At 60.5% G+C, this 23,942-nt stretch carries 23 protein-coding genes; 12 read left to right on the top strand and 11 right to left on the bottom strand.

Going from position 1 to position 23,942, the window contains the following annotated elements; all coding sequences use genetic code 11:
- Positions 1-1,146 carry an alpha-D-ribose 1-methylphosphonate 5-triphosphate diphosphatase gene (locus PRI8871_RS01080; protein WP_108884339.1) on the top strand — a complete coding sequence of 382 codons (1,146 nt, stop codon included), beginning with the start codon at positions 1-3 and terminating at the stop codon, positions 1,144-1,146.
- On the opposite strand, the gene PRI8871_RS01075 is transcribed toward PRI8871_RS01080, so the two are convergent.
- The 3 genes from PRI8871_RS01075 to PRI8871_RS01065 all read right to left on the bottom strand — a co-directional run bounded on the left by PRI8871_RS01075 (position 1,143) and on the right by PRI8871_RS01065 (position 3,006).
- On the bottom strand, positions 1,143-2,210 hold the full coding sequence (locus PRI8871_RS01075) for a 5-(carboxyamino)imidazole ribonucleotide synthase (protein WP_108884338.1): 1,068 nt from the start codon (positions 2,208-2,210) through the stop codon (positions 1,143-1,145). The two genes, PRI8871_RS01080 and PRI8871_RS01075, sit on opposite strands and share 4 nt — an antisense overlap.
- Positions 2,203-2,691, bottom strand: a complete 489-nt coding sequence (purE, locus tag PRI8871_RS01070; RefSeq protein ID WP_108884337.1) for a 5-(carboxyamino)imidazole ribonucleotide mutase — start codon at positions 2,689-2,691, stop codon at positions 2,203-2,205. Before purE ends, PRI8871_RS01075 begins: the two co-directional genes overlap by 8 nt.
- Before the next feature lie 93 nt (positions 2,692-2,784).
- Positions 2,785-3,006, bottom strand: a complete 222-nt coding sequence (locus PRI8871_RS01065; protein ID WP_108884336.1) for a YdcH family protein — start codon at positions 3,004-3,006, stop codon at positions 2,785-2,787.
- Positions 3,007-3,162: 156 nt separating this feature from the next.
- Between PRI8871_RS01065 and PRI8871_RS01060 the strand changes: the two genes are divergently transcribed.
- Positions 3,163-3,576 (top strand): Hsp20 family protein, encoded by a 414-nt coding sequence (locus PRI8871_RS01060; RefSeq protein WP_108884335.1) that lies wholly within the window; start codon positions 3,163-3,165, stop codon positions 3,574-3,576.
- Between the two features lie 3 nt (positions 3,577-3,579).
- Complete coding sequence (locus PRI8871_RS01055) at positions 3,580-3,807, top strand: DUF1150 family protein (RefSeq protein WP_108884334.1); 228 nt, start codon at positions 3,580-3,582, stop codon at positions 3,805-3,807.
- Between the two features lie 74 nt (positions 3,808-3,881).
- On the opposite strand, the gene PRI8871_RS01050 is transcribed toward PRI8871_RS01055, so the two are convergent.
- The 3 genes from PRI8871_RS01050 to PRI8871_RS01040 all read right to left on the bottom strand — a co-directional run bounded on the left by PRI8871_RS01050 (position 3,882) and on the right by PRI8871_RS01040 (position 7,963).
- Entirely contained in the window at positions 3,882-5,591 is a 1,710-nt protein-coding gene (locus PRI8871_RS01050) for a bifunctional sulfate adenylyltransferase/adenylylsulfate kinase (RefSeq protein ID WP_108884333.1), read from the bottom strand.
- 391 nt (positions 5,592-5,982) lie between these two features.
- Positions 5,983-7,629 (bottom strand): chaperonin GroEL, encoded by a 1,647-nt coding sequence (gene groL / locus PRI8871_RS01045; RefSeq protein ID WP_108884332.1) that lies wholly within the window; start codon positions 7,627-7,629, stop codon positions 5,983-5,985.
- A gap of 46 nt (positions 7,630-7,675) precedes the next feature.
- A complete protein-coding gene (locus PRI8871_RS01040) occupies positions 7,676-7,963 on the bottom strand; it encodes a co-chaperone GroES (protein WP_108884331.1) in 288 nt (95 codons plus the stop codon).
- A 252-nt stretch (positions 7,964-8,215) separates the two neighbouring features.
- Here PRI8871_RS01040 and PRI8871_RS01035 point away from each other — a divergent pair, with 252 nt between their 5' ends.
- A complete protein-coding gene (locus PRI8871_RS01035; protein ID WP_245897741.1) occupies positions 8,216-9,127 on the top strand; it encodes a DMT family transporter in 912 nt (303 codons plus the stop codon).
- A gap of 30 nt (positions 9,128-9,157) precedes the next feature.
- Here the strand turns inward: PRI8871_RS01035 and trpS are convergent, their stop codons facing one another.
- Complete coding sequence (trpS, locus tag PRI8871_RS01030) at positions 9,158-10,198, bottom strand: tryptophan--tRNA ligase (RefSeq protein ID WP_108884329.1); 1,041 nt, start codon at positions 10,196-10,198, stop codon at positions 9,158-9,160.
- 76 nt (positions 10,199-10,274) lie between these two features.
- Between trpS and PRI8871_RS01025 the strand changes: the two genes are divergently transcribed.
- Positions 10,275-10,961 carry a rhomboid family intramembrane serine protease gene (locus tag PRI8871_RS01025; protein WP_108884328.1) on the top strand — a complete coding sequence of 229 codons (687 nt, stop codon included), beginning with the start codon at positions 10,275-10,277 and terminating at the stop codon, positions 10,959-10,961.
- Here PRI8871_RS01025 and murJ read toward each other — a convergent pair.
- The 3 genes from murJ to PRI8871_RS01010 all read right to left on the bottom strand — a co-directional run bounded on the left by murJ (position 10,958) and on the right by PRI8871_RS01010 (position 16,527).
- Entirely contained in the window at positions 10,958-12,505 is a 1,548-nt protein-coding gene (gene murJ / locus PRI8871_RS01020; protein ID WP_108884327.1) for a murein biosynthesis integral membrane protein MurJ, read from the bottom strand. The genes PRI8871_RS01025 and murJ overlap by 4 nt on opposite strands.
- Before the next feature lie 79 nt (positions 12,506-12,584).
- The gene (locus PRI8871_RS01015; RefSeq protein ID WP_108884326.1) at positions 12,585-15,332 is read right to left on the bottom strand and encodes a [protein-PII] uridylyltransferase; all 2,748 of its coding nucleotides are present in this window, start codon (positions 15,330-15,332) and stop codon (positions 12,585-12,587) included.
- Positions 15,333-15,351: 19 nt separating this feature from the next.
- Positions 15,352-16,527 (bottom strand): penicillin-binding protein activator, encoded by a 1,176-nt coding sequence (locus PRI8871_RS01010; RefSeq protein WP_108884325.1) that lies wholly within the window; start codon positions 16,525-16,527, stop codon positions 15,352-15,354.
- Between the two features lie 87 nt (positions 16,528-16,614).
- Here PRI8871_RS01010 and rsmI point away from each other — a divergent pair, with 87 nt between their 5' ends.
- The 3 genes from rsmI to gshB are packed head-to-tail and all read left to right on the top strand — an operon-like array spanning position 16,615 to position 18,843.
- Entirely contained in the window at positions 16,615-17,472 is an 858-nt protein-coding gene (gene rsmI / locus PRI8871_RS01005; protein WP_108884324.1) for a 16S rRNA (cytidine(1402)-2'-O)-methyltransferase, read from the top strand.
- A 1-nt stretch (position 17,473) separates the two neighbouring features.
- Entirely contained in the window at positions 17,474-17,842 is a 369-nt protein-coding gene (locus PRI8871_RS01000; protein WP_108884323.1) for a YraN family protein, read from the top strand.
- 59 nt (positions 17,843-17,901) lie between these two features.
- Positions 17,902-18,843, top strand: coding sequence for a glutathione synthase (gene gshB, locus PRI8871_RS00995; RefSeq protein ID WP_108884322.1), 942 nt, complete (start codon positions 17,902-17,904; stop codon positions 18,841-18,843).
- On the opposite strand, the gene PRI8871_RS00990 is transcribed toward gshB, so the two are convergent.
- On the bottom strand, positions 18,840-20,348 hold the full coding sequence (locus tag PRI8871_RS00990; RefSeq protein ID WP_108884321.1) for a YifB family Mg chelatase-like AAA ATPase: 1,509 nt from the start codon (positions 20,346-20,348) through the stop codon (positions 18,840-18,842). The genes gshB and PRI8871_RS00990 overlap by 4 nt on opposite strands.
- Before the next feature lie 186 nt (positions 20,349-20,534).
- Here PRI8871_RS00990 and PRI8871_RS00985 point away from each other — a divergent pair, with 186 nt between their 5' ends.
- The 4 genes from PRI8871_RS00985 to dut are packed head-to-tail and all read left to right on the top strand — an operon-like array spanning position 20,535 to position 23,924.
- Complete coding sequence (locus tag PRI8871_RS00985; RefSeq protein ID WP_108884320.1) at positions 20,535-21,413, top strand: RNA polymerase factor sigma-32; 879 nt, start codon at positions 20,535-20,537, stop codon at positions 21,411-21,413.
- Positions 21,410-22,216 (top strand): ChaN family lipoprotein, encoded by an 807-nt coding sequence (locus PRI8871_RS00980; RefSeq protein ID WP_108884319.1) that lies wholly within the window; start codon positions 21,410-21,412, stop codon positions 22,214-22,216. Before PRI8871_RS00985 ends, PRI8871_RS00980 begins: the two co-directional genes overlap by 4 nt.
- A gap of 55 nt (positions 22,217-22,271) precedes the next feature.
- Positions 22,272-23,474 carry a bifunctional phosphopantothenoylcysteine decarboxylase/phosphopantothenate--cysteine ligase CoaBC gene (coaBC, locus tag PRI8871_RS00975; RefSeq protein WP_108884318.1) on the top strand — a complete coding sequence of 401 codons (1,203 nt, stop codon included), beginning with the start codon at positions 22,272-22,274 and terminating at the stop codon, positions 23,472-23,474.
- A gap of 3 nt (positions 23,475-23,477) precedes the next feature.
- The gene (gene dut, locus PRI8871_RS00970; RefSeq protein WP_108884317.1) at positions 23,478-23,924 is read left to right on the top strand and encodes a dUTP diphosphatase; all 447 of its coding nucleotides are present in this window, start codon (positions 23,478-23,480) and stop codon (positions 23,922-23,924) included.
- The last annotated feature ends 18 nt before the right edge of the window (positions 23,925-23,942 follow it).

The raw sequence follows: 23,942 nt of genomic DNA, 5'->3' as shown, positions 1-23,942 counted from the left end.
ATGACCCGCGCCCTAACCCTGACAAACGCGACAACCCTGACCGCCGATGGCTGGTCGGACACCCCCTTGGCCATTACCGAGGGCAAGCTGCAACTGGGGCAACAGGACGGCCGCCAGATTGATTTGTCGGGCTTCACCATTTTGCCCGGCCTGGTCGATATTCACGGCGACGGGTTTGAACGCCATATGGCCCCGCGCCGAGGCGCGCTTCTGGACAGCCGCAACGGCATTTTCGCCACCGAGGCCGAACTGGCCGCCAATGGCATCACCACAGGCGTCATGGCGCAGTTCTTTAGCTGGGAAGGCGGGATGCGCGGGCCGGAGTTTGCCGAAAGCGTCTTTCGCGCCATTCATGAGGTCCGGTCATCGGTGGCCACGGATCTGCGCATTCAGTTGCGGCTGGAAACCCACTTGCTGGACGAATTTGACCGGGCTGAGGCCGCCATCGCGGCCTTTGGCATCGACTATGTGGTGTTCAACGATCACCTGCCGCATGATCGTTTGGCCCAAGGGCGCAAGCCGCCCCGCCTGACCGGTCAGGCTTTGAAATCCGGGCGCAGCCCCGAGACCCACCTTGCCCTTATGCAATCGCTCCACGCCCGCAGCAGCGAGGTGCCCGCCGCAGTTGCGGCCCTATGCGCCACGCTGGCCGCCGCGGGCGTGCGCATCGGCAGCCACGATGACCACACCGCAGACGCCCGCCTTGGCTGGCGGACCCTTGGCGCGACGCTGTCGGAATTCCCTGAAACCTTTGAGGCGGCCCGCGCGGCCCGCGACGGCGGCGACTTTATCGTTCTGGGATCGCCCAATGTGGTGCGCGGGGCCAGCCATGCGGGCAATGAATCCGCCCGAGCTTTGGTGGCCGAAGGATTGGCCGACGCGTTGGCGTCCGACTATCACTACCCGTCCATGCGGCAGGCGGCACTTGTGCTGGTGTCTGAGGGGATTTGCGATCTGGCGACCGCGTGGCGGTTGATTTCTACCGGGCCTGCGCAGGCGCTGGGGCTAACCGATCGCGGCCAAATTGCCGATGGGCTGCGCGCCGATCTGGTGGTCCTAGACCCCGATCAGCGCATTGCCGCAACCATTGCAGGCGGCCAGATCACCTATCTGACAGGCGAAGCAGGCCGCCGCTTTATCGCTTAATCTTTGACGATCCGGTTCACGTGGCCCATCTTGCGGCCCGCTTTCACGTCCGCCTTGCCGTAAAGGTGGATCGCGGTGTTCGGCTCTTTGGCGTAGCCCGGCAGCTTGTCCAGATCGTCTCCGATCAGGTTTTCCATTACCACATCGGCATATCGCTGGCCTTCGCCCAACGGCCAGCCCACCACGGCGCGGATGTGCTGTTCGAACTGGTCGGTGGTGCAGCCATTCTGCGTCCAGTGACCCGAATTGTGCACGCGCGGCGCGACCTCATTCACAATCAGGCCCTGCGGCGTTACGAACAGCTCAACCCCCATCACGCCGACATAATCGAGCGCGTTCAGGATCTTACCCGCCAGCAGCCCCGCATCCATGCGCTGCATGGGTGTCAGGTTGGCCGGAACGGTCGTTGTGCGCAGAATGCCGCCTTCGTGCACGTTTTCACCCGGATCAAAGCACACCACTTCGCCGTTCAGCCCGCGTGCCGCGATGACCGAAACCTCATGGGTGAAGTTGACGAAGCCCTCCAGAATGGCAGGCGCGCCCGCCATATCGGCCAAGGCCCCGGCGGCATCGTCTGGCGTCATGATCCGCGCCTGACCTTTGCCGTCATAGCCAAAACGGCGGGTTTTCAGGATTGCGGGCGCCCCGATTTCGGCCAAAGCGGCCTCAAGGCTGGCCGCATCGGTGATGTCAGCGAAAGGCGCAGTTTTCAGGCCCAGATCCTGAAGGAAGCCCTTTTCGATCAGGCGGTCCTGACTGACGCGCAGCGCCTCGCGCCCCGGACGGATCGGGCGCAGCGCTTGCAGCACATCCAGCGCCTCGGTCGGGATGTTTTCAAACTCATAGGTGATGACGTCCACCGACTCGGCGAATTTGCGCAGCGCGTCGTGGTCATCATAGGCCGCCGTGGTCACATATTCGGCCACTTGCCCGGCAGGCGGGTTCTCAGACGGCTCAAAAATGTGGCAGCGAAAGCCCAAACGGCTGGCTGCGACAGACAGCATCCGACCAAGCTGACCGCCGCCAACAATGCCAATCACCGATCCTGCTGGAAGCTCACTCATCGACGGGCTCCTCAGCGATTGAGGCCGACAGATCGGCGCGCCACTTGTCCAGTCGGGCGGCCAGATCGGCATCCGTGTTGGCCAGAATGGCCGCGGCCATCAGACCACCATTCTTGGCCCCAGCCGCGCCAATGGCCATGGTCGCCACGGGAAAGCCGCGCGGCATTTGCAGGATGGAATAGAGGCTATCGACACCCGACAACGCCCGTGTTTGCACCGGCACACCGATCACCGGCACGCGCGTTTTTGAGGCCATCATGCCCGGCAAATGCGCCGCCCCCCCGGCCCCGGCGATAATCACCTGAAGCCCGCGATCCACAGCCGTTTTGCCATAATCCCATAGACGATCAGGGGTGCGATGAGCCGAGACGATCTTTTTCTCATAAGGCACGCCAAGTTCGTCCAGAACATCCGCTGCCTCTTTCATGGTCGGCCAGTCCGATTGGCTGCCCATGATGATGCCCACTTTGATATCGCTCATCGCTGTCTCCGATCCGGGTCGCAGGAGCCATGGGTTATAGCGGATCCGGCCCGGCGCGCAATTGCTATCAAAGCCGCGCGCACCGACCCAGAATCAGGCGATGATATCCGGGGTCAGGCGGTCTTCGATCATCGCGATCTTGTCTTTCAGCGCCAGCTTCTTTTTCTTGAGCCGCTGAATGGTCAATTGGTCGCTGCCGGTTTGGATCAGCGCATCAATTGCCAGGTCCAGATCCCGATGCTCTCTTTTGAAAACCTCCAGCTCAAAACGCAAAACATCGTCGGTTTTCATTGAAACATCGGTTGGCGCATTCATGGTCTGTCATCCCCTGGCACAATCCAGACTCTCGTCATAGCGAATCCCGCGCGGCACGCAAAGCCCTTGCGTTGCCAGATATCGCCCCCCATATTTCTATGAACGGGTCGCCGAAACCGGGACCGCGTGACTGTCGCTTGATCAAAGGACGTGTCCATGACGAAACTAACGCTGGGGTCTTACCCCCACATGCTGGGATTTGAGCAGCTGGAACGCTTGCTTGAACGTACGGCGAAATCTGGAAACGAAGGGTATCCGCCCTTCAACATCGAACAGACCTCTGACCGGTCCTATCGTATCACTCTGGCTGTGGCCGGATTTTCCGAAGACGATCTGGCCATCACCGTCGAAGATCGACAGCTGGTGATCCGGGGCCGCCAATCCGACGACGGGTCGGAACGTGTTTTCTTGCATCGCGGCATTGCCGCGCGGCAATTCCAACGCAGTTTTGTGTTGGCTGACGGTGTGGAAGTGGGCGACGCCGTAATCGAAAACGGCCTGCTGCACGTTGATCTGACATTCGCCCGGCCTGACGCCGTTGTGCAGACCATCCGTATCAAAAAGGGGTAAGCGATGAATACCAAGTTTGACTTCAGTGAGCTGAGCGAGGACCGCATCGTCTATGTGCGTCAGGTTCTGACCGCAGACCTACCCGAGGATGTGCAGGCACAGGTTGGCGACATGAAAGAACTTTATGCCGTGCACAATTCAAGCGGCGAACGGCTGGCGCTGGTGAAAGACCGCGCATTGGCCTTTGCGCTGGCCCGCCAGAACGATCTGGCGCCGGTGACCGTGCACTAAATCCAAACATATCCGAAACGCGAACGGCCGGTGCATCGCTGCACCGGCCGTTTTGTTTTCAGGCGTGGCCGGGATTACCCGGCGATCAGGCCCATGCTTTCCAGCTTCAGAATCACCTGATGCGCGCAGTTGTCGACCTCGACATTCTCGGTCTCAACGCTCAGCTCGGGGCGTTCGGGCACTTCATAGGGGTCCGAAATCCCGGTAAATTCCTTGATCTTGCCTTCGCGGGCCAGCTTATACAGGCCCTTACGATCACGGCGTTCGCATTCCTCAAGCGAGGTGGCGACGTGCACTTCGCAGAAGGCGCCGTACTGTTCGATCATCTCACGCACAGCGCGGCGGGTCGCGGTGTAGGGCGCGATGGGCGCACAGATCGCAATACCACCGTTCTTGGTGATCTCGGACGCGACATAGCCGATCCGCTTGATGTTGATGTCACGGTGTTCCTTCGAAAAGCCCAGTTCCGACGACAGGTGCTTACGCACAACGTCGCCGTCCAGCAGCGTCACGGGGCGGCCACCCATCTCCATCAGCTTGACCATAAGCGCGTTGGCGATTGTCGACTTGCCCGAACCCGACAGGCCGGTGAAGAACACGGTAAAGCCCTGCTTGGACCGCGGCGGCTTGGTCTTGCGCAACTCGGCAACCACCTCGGGGAACGAGAACCACTCAGGGATCTCAAGGCCTTCCTGAAGACGGCGGCGCAGTTCCGTGCCCGAGATGTTGAGGATGGTGATCTTGTCCTTGTCCTCAATCTCGTCGATGGCTTCGTACTGCGCACGTTCCTGGACCCAAACCATGTGTTTGAAGTCCACCATCTTGATGCCCATTTCCTCTTCGTGCTGGCGGAACAGGTCCTGCGCATCGTAGGGGCCATAGAAATCTTCGCCTGCCGAGTTTTTGCCCGGACCTGCGTGGTCGCGACCAACGATGAAGTGGGTGCAGCCGTGGTTCTTACGGATCAGACCATGCCACACAGCCTCACGCGGGCCAGCCATACGCATTGCCAGCGGCAGCAGGCTCATCGTGGTGGTCGAGGCCGGATACTTGTCCAGAACCGCCTCATAGCAGCGCACGCGGGTAAAGTGGTCCACGTCGCCCGGCTTGGTCATGCCGACAACAGGGTGGATCAGCAGGTTCGCCTCCGCTTCGCGCGCGGCGCGGAAGGTCAGTTCCTGGTGGGCGCGGTGCAGCGGGTTGCGCGTCTGGAACGCAACCACTTTGCGCCAGCCCAGTTTGCGGAAGTAGGCGCGCAGTTCGTTGGGCGTGTCGCGGCGGGCGCGGAAATCATAGTGTACGGGCTGCTGAATGCCGGTCACCGGACCGCCAAGGTAAACAGCGCCTGCGGTGTTGTGCAGGTAGTTCACCGCCGGGTGAGCCAAATCGTCAGCGCCGAAAACCATTTCGGCCTCGCGCGATTTGTTCGGCACCCATTTGTCGGTGACGGTCATTGTGCCAAGGATCACGCCTTCCTGGTCGCGCAGGGCAATATCCTGGCCCAGTTCGATGCCGTCGGCAAAGGCCTCGGTCACGTCCAGCGTGATCGGCATCGGCCACAGGGTGCCATCGGCAAGGCGCATGTTTTCAACAACGCCGTTGTAATCTTCTTCGGTCAGAAACCCTTTGAGCGGGTTGAACCCGCCGTTCATCAGCAGCTCCAGATCGCAGATCTGGCGCGGCGATAGGTCATGGCTGACCAGCTCGGCGGCTTCCAGCTTCAGTTTCTGGGCACTGTCATAGGAGACATAAAGTTCGGGGATAGGGGCTAGAAGGCTTTGCATGGTCGCGTCCGGTTCTCTTGTCTGGATCTGCGCTCTGGGCGGTCAATAACTTCGGCGCGGGCTAAAGGTGCAACCGCACGAGGTCAAGGCGCATTACATCGCACCATTCCCCCTGTGATGGGGGGGCACCTCGACTGTTGGTCCTGATCATGGGGGCAAGTTTGGAACAATATCACCGCTTTGCCGGTCTTTTCAGTCTGATGTGGGGAACGGCCTGAAAATATGGCACAGGCATTTTTATTCGCTGAAAACCGCGCCATATGCGCCGCGTGCAGATCGGCAATGCACCACGGGAACAGCCCGCCTTTGCGCGTCTTCTTTTTCCAAATACGCAAATGAAAACGGGCGCCCCAAATGGGACGCCCGCCAAATTCAGCCGATGGCCGGATGATTACATCATGCCGCCCATGCCGCCCATGCCGCCCATGTCGGGCATGCCTGCGGCGCCACCGTCTTTCGACGGCTTGTCTGCAACCATGGCTTCGGTGGTGATCAGCAGGCCAGCGATCGAGGCCGCATCTTCCAGAGCGGTACGGGTCACTTTGGCAGGGTCGATCACACCGAACGAGAACATGTCGCCATATTCTTCGGTCTGTGCGTTGAAGCCGAAGGTCAGGTCGGTCGACTCGCGGACTTTGCCAGCGACAACCGCGCCGTCAACGCCTGCGTTTTCGGCGATCTGGCGCAGCGGGGCTTCCAGTGCGCGGCGAACGATGGCGATGCCTGCGTCCTGATCCGAGTTTACGCCGGTCAGACCGTCCAGAGCTTTGCCAGCCTGAACCAGAGCAACACCACCGCCGACGATCACGCCTTCCTGCACAGCTGCGCGGGTTGCGTTCAGAGCATCGTCCACACGGTCTTTACGCTCTTTCACTTCGACTTCGGTCATGCCGCCGACGCGGATAACAGCAACACCGCCTGCCAGTTTGGCAACGCGCTCTTGCAGCTTCTCACGGTCGTAGTCCGAGGTGGTTTCTTCGATCTGGGTGCGGATCTGGCCAACACGTGCTTCGATCTCGGCCTTTTCGCCAGCGCCATCAACGATGGTGGTCGCGTCTTTGGTGATCGAGATTTTCTTGGCGGTGCCAAGCATGTCCATGGTCACGGACTCGAGCTTCATGCCCAGATCTTCCGAGATCACCTGACCGCCGGTCAGGATCGCGATGTCCTGCAGCATGGCCTTGCGGCGATCGCCGAAGCCCGGTGCCTTCACGGCTGCGATTTTCAGACCGCCGCGCAGCTTGTTGACAACCAGAGTTGCCAGCGCTTCGCCTTCGACGTCTTCTGCGATGATCAGCAGCGGCTTCTGCGACTGGATCACTTGCTCAAGCAGCGGAACCATCGGCTGAAGCGACGACAGTTTCTTTTCGTGCAGCAGGATCATGCAGTCTTCGAGGTCTGCGATCATCTTGTCGGGGTTGGTCACGAAGTAGGGCGACAGGTAGCCGCGGTCGAACTGCATGCCTTCCACAACATCGGTCTCGGTTTCCAGACCTTTGTTTTCTTCGACGGTGATCACACCTTCGTTGCCAACTTTCTGCATCGCGTCGGCGATCTGACGACCGATTTCCGCTTCGCCGTTGGCCGAGATGGTGCCAACCTGAGCAACTTCGTTCGAGTCGGTGACCGGACGGGCGGCTGCTTTGATCGCTTCAACGACTTTGGCGGTTGCCAGATCGATGCCGCGCTTCAGGTCCATCGGGTTCATGCCAGCAGCAACCGACTTCATGCCTTCTTTGACGATGGCTTGGGCCAGAACTGTCGCAGTGGTGGTGCCGTCACCGGCTTCGTCATTGGTGCGCGAGGCCACTTCTTTGACCATCTGGGCGCCCATGTTCTCGAACTTGTCTTCCAGTTCGATTTCCTTGGCAACCGATACACCGTCTTTGGTGATGCGCGGTGCGCCGAACGACTTGTCCAGCACCACGTTGCGGCCTTTCGGGCCGAGGGTCACTTTGACCGCATCTGCGAGGATGTTAACACCCTTCAGCATCTTGTTGCGGGCTTCAGTGTTAAATTTTACGTCCTTGGCAGCCATATCAGACTCTCCTTTGACTTATGTTTTGCTCTGGGAAGGGGCGATCTCAGGCGATGATGCCGAGGATGTCGCTTTCCTTCATGATCAGCAGCTCTTCGCCGTTAACGGTGACTTCCGTGCCCGACCATTTGCCGAACAGAATGTTGTCGCCTTCTTTAACGGCCATCTCGATCAGCTCGCCGCTGTCCTTACGTGCGCCTTCGCCACACGCGACAACCACGCCTTCTGCCGGCTTTTCTTTGGCGCTATCGGGGATGATCAGGCCACCAGCAGTTTTTTCTTCGCCTTCGGTACGGCGAACCAGCACGCGGTCATGAAGCGGTTTAAATGCCATCTTCGAGTCTCCTTACTCAAAGTTTTCCAATTTATGGCCCCGCCTTCAGGGCCGTTAGCACTCACCCATGTTGAGTGCTAACGGCGCATAGCTAAGGAGGCCCCAAGCCCGAGTCAACACTGCGCTACCAATAATTTTACGCCGCACCGCAGCGGACTTAGCCATAAAAGGGCAGCATCTCTGACTTTATCCTTTGACGTGCTCTCAAATTGTTGATTTGGTGTACCAGTTCATTCAAGTCGGTCTAGACAAATGCCCCCCACCAATACGGCGCCGATCCATTCGGCCCCGCCCCCGCGTGAGACGCAGAATATGCGTGCCATCGGCCTTATGGCCCTTGGGTTCTTTTCATTTGCGGCTTGCGATATTCAGTCCAAGGTTCTGACCGAAACGCTGAACCCGTTTCAGATTGTCTGGTTCCGCCAATCCGGTCTTGTGCTGGGGATCCTGCTGATCCTTGCCGTCAAAGGCCTGCACATTCTGCGCAGCAAGAACCCGGTCCTTCAGATTTCGCGCGGCGTGACGGCGGTGGCCTCGGCCTGCTGCTTTACGATTGCAATCACCTACGTGCCACTGGCCGATGCGGTGGCGGTGTCGTTTATCGCCCCGTTTATGGTGACAATCTTGGGCGCGCTTGTGCTACGCGAAAAGGTCGGCATCCGCCGCTGGGTCGCTGTGTCCATTGGCTTTGTCGGGATGCTGATCGTGATCCGCCCCGGCGCGGGGGTGTTCCATCCGGCGATCTTTTTGGTCGTCGCTGCGGCCTCGTTCTTTTCGCTGCGGCAAATCCTGTCGCGCTGGCTAAGCGGCGCTGACCCGGTCATCACCACGGTTGCCTATACCGCGCTGACAATGACGGCGATCCTGTCCGTCGCGCTGCCCTTTGTCTGGGTGCCAATTCCTGATTATCAGACCGTGGCCTTGCTGTTTGGCTTGGCAGCAACCGCCGGATTGGGCGAGGTGCTGGTTATTCGCGCGTTGGACATAGGCGAGGCGGTGGTTCTGGCGCCCCTGCACTATTCGCTGATCCTGTGGGCCACCTTCTACGGCTTTGTCGTCTATAGCGACCTGCCAGATAGTTGGACGTTCTTGGGGTGCGGCATTATCATGGCATCGGGCCTTTACACCCTTCACCGCGAACGCAAAGCGGCCAAGCGGAAATGAAAAACGCCCCGGCTTTCCGGGGCGTTTTCGTTAGCGGACCATTCCGACGATGTCGTAGGTCTTTTTCAAGATCGGCTCGGCAATGGCGCGGGCCTTGTCACCACCGTTCCGAAGGATCGCGTCAATCTCCTCGGGGGCCTGCATCAGGCGGGCCATCTCGGTCGAGATCGGCGACAGCTTGGCAACTGCCAGGTCGGCCAGCATCGGTTTGAACTCCGAGAACTGCTTGCCGCCCACATCGCGCAGCACGTCATCCACCGACACTTCGGCCAAAGCGGCATAGATGTTCACCAGATTGCGCGCCTCGGGGCGGCCTTCCAGCCCTTCAGCCTCAGACGGCAAACCGTCCGGGTCTGTCTTGGCCTTGCGGATCTTCTGGGCGATGGCGTCGGCGTCGTCGGTCATGTTGATGCGGCTGGCATCGGACGGGTCCGACTTGGACATCTTCTTGGTTCCGTCGCGCAGGCTCATGACGCGGGTGGCCGCACCCTCAATCACCGGTTCCGGCGTCGGGAAAAAATCCACCTTGTAGTCATGGTTGAACTTGATCGCGATATCGCGGGTTAGCTCAACATGCTGCTTCTGGTCCTCGCCCACGGGCACGTGGGTCGCGTGATACACAAGGATGTCAGCCGCCATCAGCGCCGGATAGGCAAACAGGCCAAGCGAGGCGTTCTGCGTGTTCTTGCCTGCCTTGTCCTTCCACTGGGTCATCCGCTGCATCCAGCCCATGCGGGCGACACAGTTGAAGATCCAGCCAAGCTCGGCATGGCCGGAAACCTGGCTTTGGTTGAACAAGATCGACTTTTGCGGATCAAGACCCGAGGCAATGAACCCGGCGGCCAGTTCGCGCGTTTGGCGGCGCAGCGCTTCGGGGTCTTGCCAGACGGTGATCGCGTGCATGTCCACCATGCAATAGATCGTCTCGATGCCGTTGTCCTGCCAATCCACAAAGCGCTTCAATGCGCCAAGGTAGTTGCCAAGGGTTAGGTTGCCCGAAGGCTGAATGCCCGAGAACACGCGCTGTTTGAACTCAGTCGCGGCGGGAGGAGTTTGGACCCCCTCAGTCATAATGCGTCTCCGTCTGGATTTATGGGTAATCGTGGCTTACCCATGGGGCGAAAGACCGTCAAGCAAAGGCCCTGACATGAGCAGCCCAGAGACAGAAGCCCCGATCCTGCCAATGCCACCCGTCGTGGTGGCCCTATTCCTTGTGTTGATCGGAATCGAGGCAGCATTCGGATTGGCGACGCGCGGCCTGATTGGCGGCCCCACTGCGGTTGGCTGGCGGCTTGAGGCGGTGCAGGCCTATTCCTTTGCCCCCAATGTCATTGACTGGATGGTCGAAAATCATCGCTATCCGGCGGACCAGCTGATCCGGTTTGTGTCCTACACCTTTATCCACGGGTCATTCACCCATGCGATGTTCGCGGGGGTCATCCTGCTGGCGATGGGAAAATTCGTTTCGGTGGCGATGGGGCCTGTTTCGACCCTGATCGTTTACTTCGCCTCGGCCTTTGTGGGGGCGACCGGCTATTGGCTGATCCTCGATAATCCCGCCCCGCTGATTGGGGCTTACCCGGCGGTCTACGGGTTGATTGGCACGTTCACCTATATGCTTTGGGTGCGGCTAAAACAGACCGGTGGCCAGCAGGCCCGCGCCTTTACGCTGATCGGGTTTCTGGTTGGTCTTCAGTTGCTGTTCGGGCTGCTGTTTGGCGGGGCGAACGATTGGCTGGCCGATATCCTTGGCTTTGCGACGGGCTTCGCGCTGAGCGTGCCGCTGGTCAACGGCGGCTGGGCCGGGCTGCTGCGGAAGATCCGGCGCGATTAACGCCGGTTCCGCCGCACGACCCCGCGCAACTCGGCCATGCTGAAGGCCCCAAGCGCCTGCCCGGACACGCCGTAGACGACCGATCCAAAGGCGATCAGCGCGGCCAGCGCCAGATAGCGCCATCCCGGTATCGCAAAGATCTGCGGCACCGCCCATAGAACAGCCCAAAGTGCGACGCCCATAATGCCAGAGGCCGCGCAAACGCGCCAAACGCGGGTGCGGAATCGCGTGTCAAACCGGGCGACATCGCCCAGCTTGCGCCCGCCAATGGCTAGCAAGCCAACCATGATCCAACCGGCCAAAGTGGTGGCAATGGCCGGGGCAATCCAGCCAACCACCGGGGCCAATCCAATCGCTACAGCGGCATTCACCGCCATGGCCACCAGCGCATAGCGGAACGGCGTGCGGGTGTCTTCGCGGGCAAAGAACAACGGTTGCAGCGCCTTTTGCAGCACAAAGGCCGGCAGCCCCAGACCATAGATCGCTACGGCCATCGAAATGGCCAGCGTATCCGCCGCCAAAGTCTGCCCGCGCTCAAACAGCACCGACACGATCGGACCCGGAATGACCACCAGCGCCACGGCGCAGGGCACGGTCAGCGCCAGGGAAAGTTCACCCGCGCGGGAAAAGGCGGCTTTGGCCCCGGCGTCGTCTTGGGCCTTCAGGCGGCGCGACAGATCGGGCAGCAGAACGATGCCCACCGCGATGCCCACCACGCCCAACGGCAGCTGATACAGCCGGTCAGCGGCATAGAGCCAACCAACCGCTTTGTCGAAATAGCTGGCGACCTGCTGACCAACCAGCAGGTTGATCTGCATCACACCGCCCGCCAGACCCGCCGGAATGGCGACACGCACCAATCGGCGCATATCGGGCGTCCAGCGTGGACGGCCCGGCTTTAGCCGGATGTCTGCACGATGCGCGGCGACCCAGACCAAGGCCAATTGCACGATGCCCGAAACCGGCACGGCCCAGATCAGCGCCTTGATCACCGGCTCGCCCATCTTGTTGGCCACCAGCATCGCGGTGATGACAAAGATATTAAGCAGCACCGGCGCAGCAGCCGCAGCCGCGAACCGGCCCACGGCGTTCAGCGCACCGGAAAACAGCGCCGCCAACGAGATGAAGAAAATATAGGGAAACACGATCCGGCCATATCCGACCGTCAGATCGAACCGCGTGTCTTCGCCAAACCCGCCCGCCGTGGCCCAGACCATCGCGGGCATGAAGATCATCGCCAACGCACTGAGCACAATCAGTACCAGCGCCAGACCGTTCATCGCATCGCGGGCAAAGCCCATCGGGTCTTCGCCGCCTTCCATCTTTTTGGAAAACATCGGCACAAAGGCCGCGTTGAACGCACCTTCGGCAAAGAACCGGCGGAACATATTGGGCAGGCGGAACGCGGCAACAAAGGCGTCCATGATAGGCCCCGGCCCCACAAGGGCCAGGATCAGGATTTCCCGGACAACGCCAAGCACGCGGCTCATCAAGGTCCAGAACCCGACGGTCAAAACGCCTTTAAACAGCCGAATCGGTTTCATGAGCGCAAGACCTCAGAGTTACGAGACACTACGGTGGGCAGGATTAGCCGATCACCAACACGCGCGAAAGCGAATTGCATCAAGATTGCGCCCGTTTCGCACCTTCGCTGATGGCGTCCCGCAGTTTCTTTTCAAGCGCCTTTTGTTTGCTGCCCGAATAGAACTTCAGCCCGAACATGTCCTTGACGTAGAAGCTATCGACGACCTGTTCGCCATAGGTCGCGATGACCGCGCTGGCGATATAGACATTGTTGTTGGCCAGCGTCCGCGTCAGATCATAGAGCAGGCCCGGACGGTCGCGCGTATCCACTTCGATAATCGTGTAGATGTCTGACCCATCGTTGTCGAACAGCACGGTCGTCGGCACATTGAAGGCCTGTTCGCGCTTTTTCAGCTTGTCTTTGTCTTTGATCGCGTCGCGGGCAACAACTTCGCCTTTCAACGTCTTGCGGATCATATCGCGCAGACGGGGGATGCGGCTGGCCTCATAGGGGTGGCCGTCGGCATCCTGAATCCAGAAAGCCGCCGTGGCGTAGCCGTCTTTCGAGGTGAAAGTACGGGCATCCACCACGTTCGCCCCAACAAGGGCCACCGCCCCCGCCAGCCGCGAAAAGATACCGGGGTGATCGGCCAGCACAAAGCAGGCGCGGGTCGCGTCCCGGTCTTCGTCGGGGTGAATGTCGATGCTGACTTCGCTGTCTTTGATATCGTGCAGCAGGCGTGCGAACACCTCATGCGCGGTGACATGCAGACCTTGCCAATAGGGCGGGTAGTGCCGCGCGGTTTCGGCGCGCACGTCTTTAGGATCCCAGTCGGACAGCACTTCGCGCAGCGCGGCTTTGGCCTCTGTCCCACGATTTTCGCGGTTCAGCTCCTCCATGCCGTTTTCCAAGGCGCGGCGGGTCTGGCGATAAAGCGCGCGCAGCAACGCGGCTTTCCAGTTGTTCCAAGTGCCCGGACCCACACCGCGAATATCGCAAACCGTCAGAACGCACAGCAGATCCAGACGTTCGCGGGTCTTCACCGCCTTGGCGAAATCGCGCACCGTGCGCGGGTCGGCGATGTCACGCTTTTGCGCGGTGTCCGACATGACAAGATGGTGCCGCACCAGCCATTCGACCGTTTCGCTTTCTTGCTTGTTCAGCCCCAGACGCGGCGCGACCTTGCGGGCGATCTTGGCCCCCAAGATCGAATGGTCCTCGTCCCGACCCTTGCCGATGTCATGCAGCAACAGCGCGGCGTAAATCACCTTGCGGTTGACGCCTTCTTCAAGGATCGAGCTGGCGACGGGCAGTTCTTCGATCAGCTCACCATGTTCGATCTCCGACAGGTGGCGAATGCATTGGATCGTGTGTTCGTCCACCGTGTAGTGGTGATACATGTTGAACTGCATCATCGCCACGATCGGTTCAAACTCGGGGATGAAGGCCGACAGCACGCCCAATTCGTTCATCCGGCGCAGGGCGCGTTCGGGATTGCCCTGTTTCAGCATCAGATCCATGAACAGCTTTTGCGCGCCTTTATCGTTGCGCAGGTTGTCGTCGATCAGGTGCAGATTGGCCTTCACCAGACGCATGGCATCCGGGTGGATCAACAGCCCAGTGCGCAAGGCCTCTTCGAACAGACGCAGGATGTTGATGCGGTCGGCCAGAAATTCATGCTTGTCCACAATGGACAGACGGTTGTTGACCACGGTGTAGCCAGCCTTGGTCGGGCGGCGACGTTTGAAGAACCGGGCCAGCAAGGGCGCATCTTTGGTGTGGTCCGCCTCAAGCGAGGTCAGCAGAATGCGGGTCAGATCGCCAACGGTGGTGGCATGGCGGAAATAGGCCTGCATGAACCATTCAACCGCACGGCGCCCGCCCTTATCGGCATAGCCCATACGCTCGGCCACGGCGACCTGCATATCAAAGGTCAATTGTTCGGTCGGGCGGTCGGCAATCAAGTGCAGATGACAGCGCACGGCCCACAGGAATTCCTCGGCCTTGACGAAGGTGTCATATTCTTCGGGGCGGAACACGCCCTTGCGCACCAATTCGCGCGTATCGTCGGTGTGATAGACGTATTTGGTGATCCAGAACAGCGACTGCAAATCGCGCAGACCGCCTTTGCCTTCCTTCACGTTCGGTTCGACCATATAGCGCTGGCCGCCCTGTTTGCGGTGCCGGGCCGAGCGTTCTTCCAGCTTGGCCGCGACGAACTCTTTTTCGGTCCCGCGAAACAGTTCTTTCCACAGGCGGGTGTCCAATTCATCCGAAAGGGGCGTGTGGCCGGTCAGAAAACGATGTTCCAGCATCGCGGTGCGGATGGTGAAATCTTCTCCGCCAAGGCGGATGCAATCCTTGATGGTCCGCGACGAATGCCCAACCTTCAACTTCAGATCCCACATAATATAGAGCATCGACTCAATGACGCTCTCGGCCCAAGGGGTGATTTTATAGGGGGTCAAGAACAGCAGATCGACGTCCGAATGCGGGGCCATTTCGCCGCGCCCGTAGCCGCCGACAGCAAAAATCGCGACGCGCTCGCCCTCGGTCGGGTTGGCCAGCGGGTGGAACACTTGCGAAGATACTTCCCAAACCAGCGTGACGATACAGTCCATCACCCAAGTGTAGGATCGCGTTACCTCACGCGACCGGTACGGGACGCGGGCAAAGGCCTTTTGGATGGCATCGCGGGCATTGTCCTGCGCCTCACGCAGGATCGCAACGACCGCCGTGCGGCGGTCGCGCTCCTCCTTGTGGTCTTGGCACGCCGAAAGCAGATCCGAACGAACCTGATCGCGGTCAAAGATGTCATAGGGTGCCGCGACAAGGTTGTCGGGCATTCCGATCTGAGTGGAGGTCTTAGAAGCCAAATCCGCCGAAGCTGCTTGGGGCACGGTCAAGGATCACCATTTGATTGTTCTCAATTGTCGCGACAGCAAGCCCGCGTTCGTTCGTGCCATCAGCTTTCAACCGGAATACACCGCTGGAGCCTTGGAAGCCAGCCGATTGCGTCAAAGCCGTCGTTGAAAGCGCATCGGCGCGACCTTGTTTCACAAGCGCACCAATCGCGGCGACACCGTCAAAGGCAAGCCCCGCCAGCGGATGCGGGATCGCGCCATAGGCCTCTTGGAAGCGGGTTTCGAACTGCTGCACTGTCGCCATATCGGGGACAGTGAACCAGCCACCCTTGATGCCAGCCAGGTTGAACCCGTCACGACGCGAATCCCAACGCGACAGACCCATGTACTTGGTGACGGTCGGATCAATCCCCTGTTCGGGCATCAATTGCAGCGCCACGCTTAGGCCCTGATCCCAGTTGTCGGTCAAAAAGACCGATTGCGCGCCGCCTTGCTGGACGTAGCCGCGCGTTTTCGCAATGGCCGCCGACAGGCTTTGCGAATTCAGGTCATAGCCCGCGGTGCCAACCAGCTCGACACCGTTGTTCACCGCCGCCTGACCGATCGCCCGCGCGCCAACCTGACCGCCGGTGCTGTTTTCATAGATCACCGCAACGCTGGATTTGCCCTGACGCTTGGCATAGCCCAGCAGACGGTCGGCGCGATTGATGAACAGATCGCCCAGCAAGAACAGGTTACCGCCCGCGATGTCGGTGTTGTTTGAGAAGGACAAAACGTTGATGCCCTGCCCGGCAACCGCTTGACTGACGGCAACGGCGTTCTTTTGGTAGAGCGGGCCAAGAATGATTTTGGCGCCATCATTGACGGCCTGCCCCGCCACTTGCGCAGCCACAGTCGGGTTGCCAGCCGTGTCATAGACTCGCAGGTCAATCTGCACGCCATCCAACCCGGCCAATGCCAGACGCGCGGCGTTTTCCAGATCGCGCGGCAGGCTCTGTGCCGTGGGGTCGGATTTGGGCAGCAACAGCGCAACAGGCACCGGCGCACCTGCCTTGATGCTGGGCTGGCTGGCCCCGATGTCTCCGATAGAGGTGTTACACGCGGCGGTGGCCAAAAGGGCCCCTACTGCGAACAATCGCTGACCCGCCTTGCGAGCGGTGGACAAAAGGGCGAACATGGGCGGAAAGGCTCCCTCGTTGTTTCTGGTTGCGAAACAGGCAACGGCTGCGGGCGATAATAACCTTCCTCCGATAAGGGTCCAGTCATGAATTACGACAAACGCAAGTTGCCGGCGGGGCTGTATTTTGTTGCAACACCCATCGGCAATGCGCGTGATATTACGCTGCGCGGACTGGATATTTTGGCCTCGGCCGATGTTTTGGCCGCAGAAGACACCCGCAGCCTGCGCCGATTGATGGAGATTCACGGCATACCGCTCGGGGACCGTCCACTGATTTCCTATCACGACCACAATGGCGACCGGGCCCGCCCGCGCCTGTTGGCGGCTTTGGCAGAAGGGCAATCGGTGGCCTATGCCTCTGAGGCCGGAACGCCGCTCATTGCCGATCCGGGCTTTGATCTCAGCCGCGTTGCCGCCGCCGAAGGGCACCTTGTGACATCGGCCCCCGGCCCGTCTGCTGTGGCCACGGCACTCACTATTGCAGGGCTTCCGACAGATCGGTTTTTGTTCGCAGGCTTTTTGCCCAACACCCAATCGGCCCGCCGCAAAGCACTGGCCGAACTTGGCCAAACCAAAGCGACACTGGTGTTTTATGAAAGCCCCAAGCGTCTGGCGGCCATGCTGGCCGACGCCGCCGAATCCATCGGACCAGACCGAAACGCCGCCGTCTGCCGCGAATTGACCAAGAAATTCGAAGAGGTCCGGCACGGCACGCTGGCCGAATTGGCCGACCAATACGCCGATGCAACGGTCAAAGGCGAAATCGTTGTCCTGATTGATCGGGGATCTTCAACAAATATTAGCGAAACGGATGTTACCCAAGCCCTAGAGGAAGCGCTGGTCAGTATGTCGGTACGGGATGCTGCGGATTTCGTGGCAAAGATGTTCAACCTGCCACGCCGCCCGATCTACCAGCAGGCCATGAAAATGGGAAAGGGATGACATGTGTAAGCAATCGAGGGGACGTACGGCATATCACAGCGGGCTTGCCGCCGAAGATACGGTCAGCCGCATGTATGACCGGCGCGGCCTTGTCGAAACCCGCCGCCGCTGGCGCGGCAAGGGCGGCGAAATCGACCTGATCTTTGCGGATGGCGACACGGTCGTCTTTGTTGAGGTCAAGAAAAGTCGCACACATGACCGCGCCGCCCAGATGCTATCGATGCGCCAACAGCAACGGCTGTGTCGCGCCGCCGAAGAATATCTTGGCACACAGCCGCGCGGATCCCTGACCGATGCTCGTTTTGATGTCGCCCTGGTCGATGGCTATGGGAACGTTGAAGTGATTGAGAATGGTATCATGGCGGCCTGACCAGCCATTGCACAGGCCCTCTCCATGCGCCATGTATTGCGCAACACGGGAGAACCGCCATGAAGATTGCTTTTCAGATGGATCCGATTGAATCGGTGAACATCAACGCCGACAGCACCTTTCGCATCGCAGAAGAGGCGCAGGCCCGCGGGCACGAGATATACTATTACCTGCCCGATGACCTTGCCTATGAAGAAGGCCGGATTACAGCCCGTGCTCGTTCGCTGAAAGTACAGCGTATTCAGGGCGATCATGCAAAGCTTGGGCCCGAGCACAAAATTGATCTTGCCGATATGGATGTCGTCTGGCTGCGCCAAGATCCGCCCTTTGACATGCATTACATCACCACGACCCATCTGCTGGACCGGATCGCGGACAGCACATTTGTTGTGAATAACCCGTTTTGGGTGCGCAATTCGCCCGAAAAGCTGATGGTGTTGGATTTCATTGATTTTATGCCGCCAACCACCATTGCCCGCGACCTGCGCACCATTCGCGAGTTTAAGGCCAAGCATGGCGACATCATCCTGAAGCCGCTTTACGGGAATGGCGGCGCTGGGGTGTTCCGTCTGGATGCCAATGACCGCAACCTTGCGTCTTTGCATGAACTATTCACCGGCACATCGCGTGAGCCGCTGATCGCGCAGAAGTTCCTGCCTGCCGTCAGCGCGGGCGACAAACGGGTGATCTTGGTCGATGGCGAACCTGTTGGCGCGATTAACCGCGTTCCGGCAGAGGGAGAGACCCGGTCCAACCTGCACGTCGGCGGGCGAGCGGAAAAGGTCGAGCTGACCGAGCGTGACAAGGAAATCTGCGCAGCGTTGGGGCCGGTGTTGAAAGAAAAAGACCTGATTTTCGTCGGCATTGACGTGATCGGCGACTACATTACCGAAATCAACGTCACATCGCCCACCGGCATCCAAGAGTTGGAGCGGTTTGACGGCATCAACGTTGCCGCCAAAATCTGGGAAGCCATTGAGGCGCGCGTCGCTGCACGCTAACCTCCTGCGATCAGACGATAGCTCAGGGCCTCGCCGATGTGCGGGGCCCTGATGTTTTGCGCCCCTTCCAAATCGGCAATGGTTCGCGCCACCCGCAATACGCGATGATAGCCGCGCGCGGACAGGCCGAACCGGTCAGCGGCGCGGTGCAGCAACGTGCGGCCTTCGGCATCCAGTTCGGTGATCTGTTCGAGCATCGCGCCCGAGGCATCGGCATTTGTGCGCATCTCGGGCACATCGCGAAACCGGGCCGCTTGCACATCGCGCGCGGCGGCCACACGCGCCCGGATCTGAGCGGAGCTATCGCCATCGGCAGGCAAGTCAAGATCCTGGAAGGACACAGGCGGCACCTCAATTCGTAGATCGAACCGATCCATCAATGGCCCGGAAATGCGCCCCAGATAGTCCTGCCCGCAGACAGGCGCACGCCCGCAAGCCCGCGACGCATCGGACAGATATCCGCATTTACAAGGGTTTGCCGCCGCCATCAGCATGAACCGGCACGGGTAACGCACATGAGCATTGGCACGGGCGACCATCACTTCGCCCGTCTCGATCGGCTGGCGCAGGGTTTCCAAAACCATGCGCTGAAACTCGGGCAGTTCGTCCAGGAACAACACGCCATTATGGGCAAGGCTGACCTCACCGGGTTTGGCCCCGCGCCCGCCGCCAATGATCGCGGCCATGGACGCAGTGTGATGCGGTTCGCGAAAGGGGCGGGCCCGCGAAATGCCGCCCTCTTTCAGCAATCCTGCCAGCGAATGCACCATTGATGTCTCAAGCGCCTCAATCGGCGAAAGCGGCGGCAAAATGCCGGGAAGGCGCGCCGCCAGCATGGATTTCCCAGCCCCCGGCGTGCCGACAAACAGCGCGTGATGGCGGCCCGCTGCGGCGATTTCCAAGGCGCGTTTGGCCCGCTCCTGCCCCCGAACGTCGCGCATATCTTTCAGGCCGGCGTCTTGCGTGACCTCTCCGGGCTGGCTTGGGGCGAGGGGCGATTGGCCGGTGAAGTGCTGAACCACCTCCAAAAGTGACCCCGCCCCGATCACCTGACAGCCGCCGACCCAAGCCGCCTCAGCCCCAGATGCGCGGGGGCAGAGCAAGGCGCGGTCTTCTTCAGCGGCGGCCATGGCGGCGGGCAGCGCCCCGATCACCGGCACCAAGGTGCCGTCCAACGAAAGCTCCCCCAAGGCGACGGTGCGGCTGACATCCTCGGGGCCGATAATCCCAAGCGCGGCCAATAGCGCCAGCGCGATGGGCAAATCAAAATGCGACCCTTCCTTGGGCATATCGGCGGGCGACAGGTTGACCGTGATGCGTTTGGAGGGCAGCGCGATCGACAACGCCCCAAGGGCCGAACGAACCCGATCCCGCGCCTCAGACACGGCTTTGTCAGGCAGGCCAACCACAGAAAAGGCGGGCATCCCCGGCGTTAGGGCGCATTGCACCTCAACCGGTCGGGCCTCAACGCCTTCGAAGGCAACGGTGTTGGCGAATGTTATCATGCGGGGCTTCCTGTCACGACAGGAATGCACGCCCATGGTTACCAAAGGGTTAATGCGCCCCTGACGCGTTAACCCGACTTCACGCCACCGTGACCGGGCAAAGTGATCCAAATATCCGCCACTGCGTATGATTCATTGGAACCAAACCTTTTCGGCATGCGTTGACACGCGTCAGGGAGCGCAAAAATGGCACTGGACCTATCAAACGATCAAGCCCTTTCCCGCCGGGCGATGAAGGCGGAAATGCTGGACGCCGAAACCGAATTGGCGCTGGCATATGCGTGGCGCGATCAGCGCGACGAGGCGGCTCTTCATCGGTTGATCATGGCCTATATGCGGCTGGCGATTTCGATGGCGTCGAAGTTCCGCCGCTATGGCGCGCCGATGAACGATCTGATCCAAGAGGCCGGGCTTGGCCTGATGAAAGCCGCTGAAAAGTTTGACCCCGATCGCGGCGTGCGGTTTTCGACCTATGCGGTTTGGTGGATCAAGGCATCGATTCAGGATTACGTAATGCGCAACTGGTCGATGGTTCGAACCGGGTCGACCTCATCGCAGAAATCATTGTTTTTCAACATGCGCCGGGTTCAGGCGCGGATCGAACGCGAAGAGGCCTCGGCCGGGCGCATCATTGACCGGGCGACGCTACTTCAGCGGATTGCCGACGATCTGGGCGTGCCGTTGCATGACGTCGAAATGATGGACGGGCGCCTTTCGGGGTCTGATTTTTCGCTGAATGCCACGCAGTCGTCGGATGATGAGGGCCGCGAATGGATTGACGTTCTGGAAGATGATGGTGCGCTTGGGTCAGACTTGGTGGAACAGGATCTGGACAATGACCAATTGCGCGAATGGCTGGTCATGGCGATGTCGGCGCTGAATGATCGCGAACGGTTCATCGTCCGCGAACGCAAGCTGCGCGACAAGGCCCGCACGCTGGAAAGCCTTGGCACCGAACTTGGCCTGTCTAAGGAACGCGTACGCCAGCTAGAGGCAGCGGCGTTTCAGAAAATGCGCAAATCGCTGGAGCAACGCAAAGAAGACGTGCAAGACTTCTTCGCATGAAGCGATGGGTACTGGCAGCTTTGGTTCTGGCCAGCCCGGTTATGGCGGATATGCCGGACCGGGGCAGTTATGACGTTTGGTTTCTGGGTGAACTTCACACCAACGGAAACCATCACCTTGTTCAGGCTGACTGGGTGACGGCGATGGCCCCTGCGGCCTTGGTGTTTGAGATGCTGACGCCCGATCAGGCCGCGCAAGCCGCGCCGGAGCTGCGCATCGACGCCGAAGCGCTGGAACAAGCGCTAGGCTGGAATGCCAGCGGCTGGCCGGATTTTTCGATCTACTACCCGATCTTCGCCGCTGCCCCGACTGCAGCAATCTATGGTGCCGCGGTCCCGCGTGATGCTGCCCGCGATGCGATGTCGGCAGGGGTGGCCACGGCCTTTGGGGCCGATGCCGCGGCCTTCGGGCTGACGCAGACTTTGCCGCCCGATCAACAGTCCGCGCGGGAAGACATGCAATTGGCCGCCCATTGCAACGCCCTTCCGCCGGACATGCTGCCGATGATGGTGGATGTGCAGCGGATGCGCGATGCCACATTGGCGCAGGTGGCCTTGACCGCCTTGACTGAAACAGGCGGCCCGGTGGCGGTGATCACCGGCAACGGCCATGCCCGCACCGATTGGGGGGCGCCCGCCGCGCTGGCACTTGCCGCGCCAGAGGTTCGGCAATATTCGCTTGGGCTGGGTGAGCCGGGCCAGCCACCGCTGGGGACGTTTTCGCAAGTGATCGAGGTTCCCAAAGACCCGAATGCCGACACCGCAGACCCTTGTGAGGCGTTTACAAGCCGAACGGGCAATTGAGTTTTCCGCCTTCGCTGCGTAACACTTCCACAAACTGCGCAAACAAGGCCGGACCATGTTGCAAGACAAACGTATACTTTTAATCGTTGGTGGCGGGATCGCGGCCTATAAATGCCTGGACCTGATCCGCCGCTTGCGGGAACGCGGGGCTTTGGTCACGCCGGTTCTGACCAAAGCCGCCGAAGAATTCGTCACGCCCTTGTCCATTTCCGCGCTGGCCGAAAACGCGGTGCACCGCGATCTGTTCGACCTGACGACCGAGGCCGAAATGGGCCACATCCAGTTGTCGCGCAGCGCCGATCTGGTGGTCGTGGCCCCGGCAACCGCCGACCTGATGGCCAAAATGGCGAATGGGCTGGCCAATGATCTGGCCTCGACCCTGTTGCTGGCGACCGATACGCCGGTGCTGATTGCGCCTGCGATGAATGTGCGCATGTGGGACCACCCCGCAACGCAGCGCAATCTGGCAACCCTTCGGGCCGATGGTGTATCTCTGGTTGGCCCGAATGAGGGCGGCATGGCCTGCGGTGAATTTGGCGCCGGACGCATGGCCGAACCCTTGGAGATTGTCGCCGCGATTGAGGCCGCGCTAACCGATGGCCCGCTGAAAGGCCGCCGGATTGTCATCACGTCTGGCCCCACACATGAACCCATCGACCCGGTGCGATATATCGCCAACCGGTCCTCAGGGGCGCAGGGCACGGCGATTGCCAATGCGCTGGTGCGGCTTGGGGCCGAGGTTGTGTTCGTCTCTGGCCCGGCCAGTGCGCCCCCGCCCTTGGGCGTGACCTTGGTCAAGGTGGAAACCGCGCAGCAGATGCATGACGCGGTGATGCAGGCCCTGCCCGCCGATGCCGCCGTCTTTGCCGCCGCCGTTGCCGATTGGCGCGCGGCCAGCCAGTCGGCCCAGAAGATCAAGAAAACCCGCGAAGGCCTGCCAACGCTCAGCTTTGCCGAAAACCCCGACATTCTGGCCGCCGTGTCGCAATTGACCGAAGGCCGGCCCGGTCTGGTCGTGGGCTTTGCCGCTGAAACCGACAATGTGATCGAACACGCCACCGCCAAACGCGCCCGTAAGGGCTGTGATTGGATCGTGGCGAATGATGTCAGCCCCGCCACCGGGATCATGGGCGGCACCGAAAACGCCGTCACCCTGATTTCCGCCGATGGGGCCGAGGATTGGCCGCGCATGGGCAAGGATCTGGTGGCCGACCGTCTGGCCGAACGCATCGCCGATGCTTTGACCGGAAAGGACTGACCCATGACCGCCATAAAATTCAAACGCCTGCCCGGCAACGATCTGCCCTTGCCCTGCTATGAGACACCCGGCGCGGCGGGCATGGATCTGCGCGCCTTTCTGCCCGAAGGGCCGGTTATCTTCGAGCATGGCAGTTTACTGATTATCCCCACCGGCTTTTGCGTTGAGCTGCCGCAAGACACCGAAATGCAGATCCGCCCCCGGTCGGGCATGGCGCTAAAGCATGGGTTCATCATTCCCAACAGCCCCGGCACGGTCGACGAAGACTATCGCGGCGAGGTGAAGATCGGCCTCTATTACCTTGGCAAAGACCCGTTCGCCATTTCGCATGGCGACCGGATCGCGCAGGCGGTGATTGCCGATGTGCGCCGCTTCCCGACGGTCGAGGTTGAGGAACTGTCGGACACCAAACGCGGGTCCGGGGGCTTTGGCTCGACCGGGGCGGCGTGACGGGCGCAAGGAAAGGAC

Origin of the sequence: Pseudoprimorskyibacter insulae, assembly GCF_900302505.1 — a bacterium.
Classification (GTDB): Bacteria; Pseudomonadota; Alphaproteobacteria; order Rhodobacterales; family Rhodobacteraceae; genus Pseudoprimorskyibacter; species Pseudoprimorskyibacter insulae.
Note: the sequence above shows the minus strand (reverse complement) of the source record. Positions and strands in the feature narration are given on the sequence as shown.

What these genes read in the sequence shown, in the direction of transcription:
- PRI8871_RS01080 (WP_108884339.1), top strand. Translation starts at nt 1, where the DNA reads ATGACCCGCGCCCTAACCCTGACAAACGCGACAACCCTGACCGCCGAT.
- PRI8871_RS01075 (WP_108884338.1), bottom strand. Translation starts at nt 2,210, where the DNA reads ATGAGTGAGCTTCCAGCAGGATCGGTGATTGGCATTGTTGGCGGCGGT.
- purE (WP_108884337.1), bottom strand. Translation starts at nt 2,691, where the DNA reads ATGAGCGATATCAAAGTGGGCATCATCATGGGCAGCCAATCGGACTGG.
- PRI8871_RS01065 (WP_108884336.1), bottom strand. Translation starts at nt 3,006, where the DNA reads ATGAATGCGCCAACCGATGTTTCAATGAAAACCGACGATGTTTTGCGT.
- PRI8871_RS01060 (WP_108884335.1), top strand. Translation starts at nt 3,163, where the DNA reads ATGACGAAACTAACGCTGGGGTCTTACCCCCACATGCTGGGATTTGAG.
- PRI8871_RS01055 (WP_108884334.1), top strand. Translation starts at nt 3,580, where the DNA reads ATGAATACCAAGTTTGACTTCAGTGAGCTGAGCGAGGACCGCATCGTC.
- PRI8871_RS01050 (WP_108884333.1), bottom strand. Translation starts at nt 5,591, where the DNA reads ATGCAAAGCCTTCTAGCCCCTATCCCCGAACTTTATGTCTCCTATGAC.
- groL (WP_108884332.1), bottom strand. Translation starts at nt 7,629, where the DNA reads ATGGCTGCCAAGGACGTAAAATTTAACACTGAAGCCCGCAACAAGATG.
- PRI8871_RS01040 (WP_108884331.1), bottom strand. Translation starts at nt 7,963, where the DNA reads ATGGCATTTAAACCGCTTCATGACCGCGTGCTGGTTCGCCGTACCGAA.
- PRI8871_RS01035 (WP_245897741.1), top strand. Translation starts at nt 8,216, where the DNA reads ATGCCCCCCACCAATACGGCGCCGATCCATTCGGCCCCGCCCCCGCGT.
- trpS (WP_108884329.1), bottom strand. Translation starts at nt 10,198, where the DNA reads ATGACTGAGGGGGTCCAAACTCCTCCCGCCGCGACTGAGTTCAAACAG.
- PRI8871_RS01025 (WP_108884328.1), top strand. Translation starts at nt 10,275, where the DNA reads ATGAGCAGCCCAGAGACAGAAGCCCCGATCCTGCCAATGCCACCCGTC.
- murJ (WP_108884327.1), bottom strand. Translation starts at nt 12,505, where the DNA reads ATGAAACCGATTCGGCTGTTTAAAGGCGTTTTGACCGTCGGGTTCTGG.
- PRI8871_RS01015 (WP_108884326.1), bottom strand. Translation starts at nt 15,332, where the DNA reads ATGCCCGACAACCTTGTCGCGGCACCCTATGACATCTTTGACCGCGAT.
- PRI8871_RS01010 (WP_108884325.1), bottom strand. Translation starts at nt 16,527, where the DNA reads ATGTTCGCCCTTTTGTCCACCGCTCGCAAGGCGGGTCAGCGATTGTTC.
- rsmI (WP_108884324.1), top strand. Translation starts at nt 16,615, where the DNA reads ATGAATTACGACAAACGCAAGTTGCCGGCGGGGCTGTATTTTGTTGCA.
- PRI8871_RS01000 (WP_108884323.1), top strand. Translation starts at nt 17,474, where the DNA reads ATGTGTAAGCAATCGAGGGGACGTACGGCATATCACAGCGGGCTTGCC.
- gshB (WP_108884322.1), top strand. Translation starts at nt 17,902, where the DNA reads ATGAAGATTGCTTTTCAGATGGATCCGATTGAATCGGTGAACATCAAC.
- PRI8871_RS00990 (WP_108884321.1), bottom strand. Translation starts at nt 20,348, where the DNA reads ATGATAACATTCGCCAACACCGTTGCCTTCGAAGGCGTTGAGGCCCGA.
- PRI8871_RS00985 (WP_108884320.1), top strand. Translation starts at nt 20,535, where the DNA reads ATGGCACTGGACCTATCAAACGATCAAGCCCTTTCCCGCCGGGCGATG.
- PRI8871_RS00980 (WP_108884319.1), top strand. Translation starts at nt 21,410, where the DNA reads ATGAAGCGATGGGTACTGGCAGCTTTGGTTCTGGCCAGCCCGGTTATG.
- coaBC (WP_108884318.1), top strand. Translation starts at nt 22,272, where the DNA reads ATGTTGCAAGACAAACGTATACTTTTAATCGTTGGTGGCGGGATCGCG.
- dut (WP_108884317.1), top strand. Translation starts at nt 23,478, where the DNA reads ATGACCGCCATAAAATTCAAACGCCTGCCCGGCAACGATCTGCCCTTG.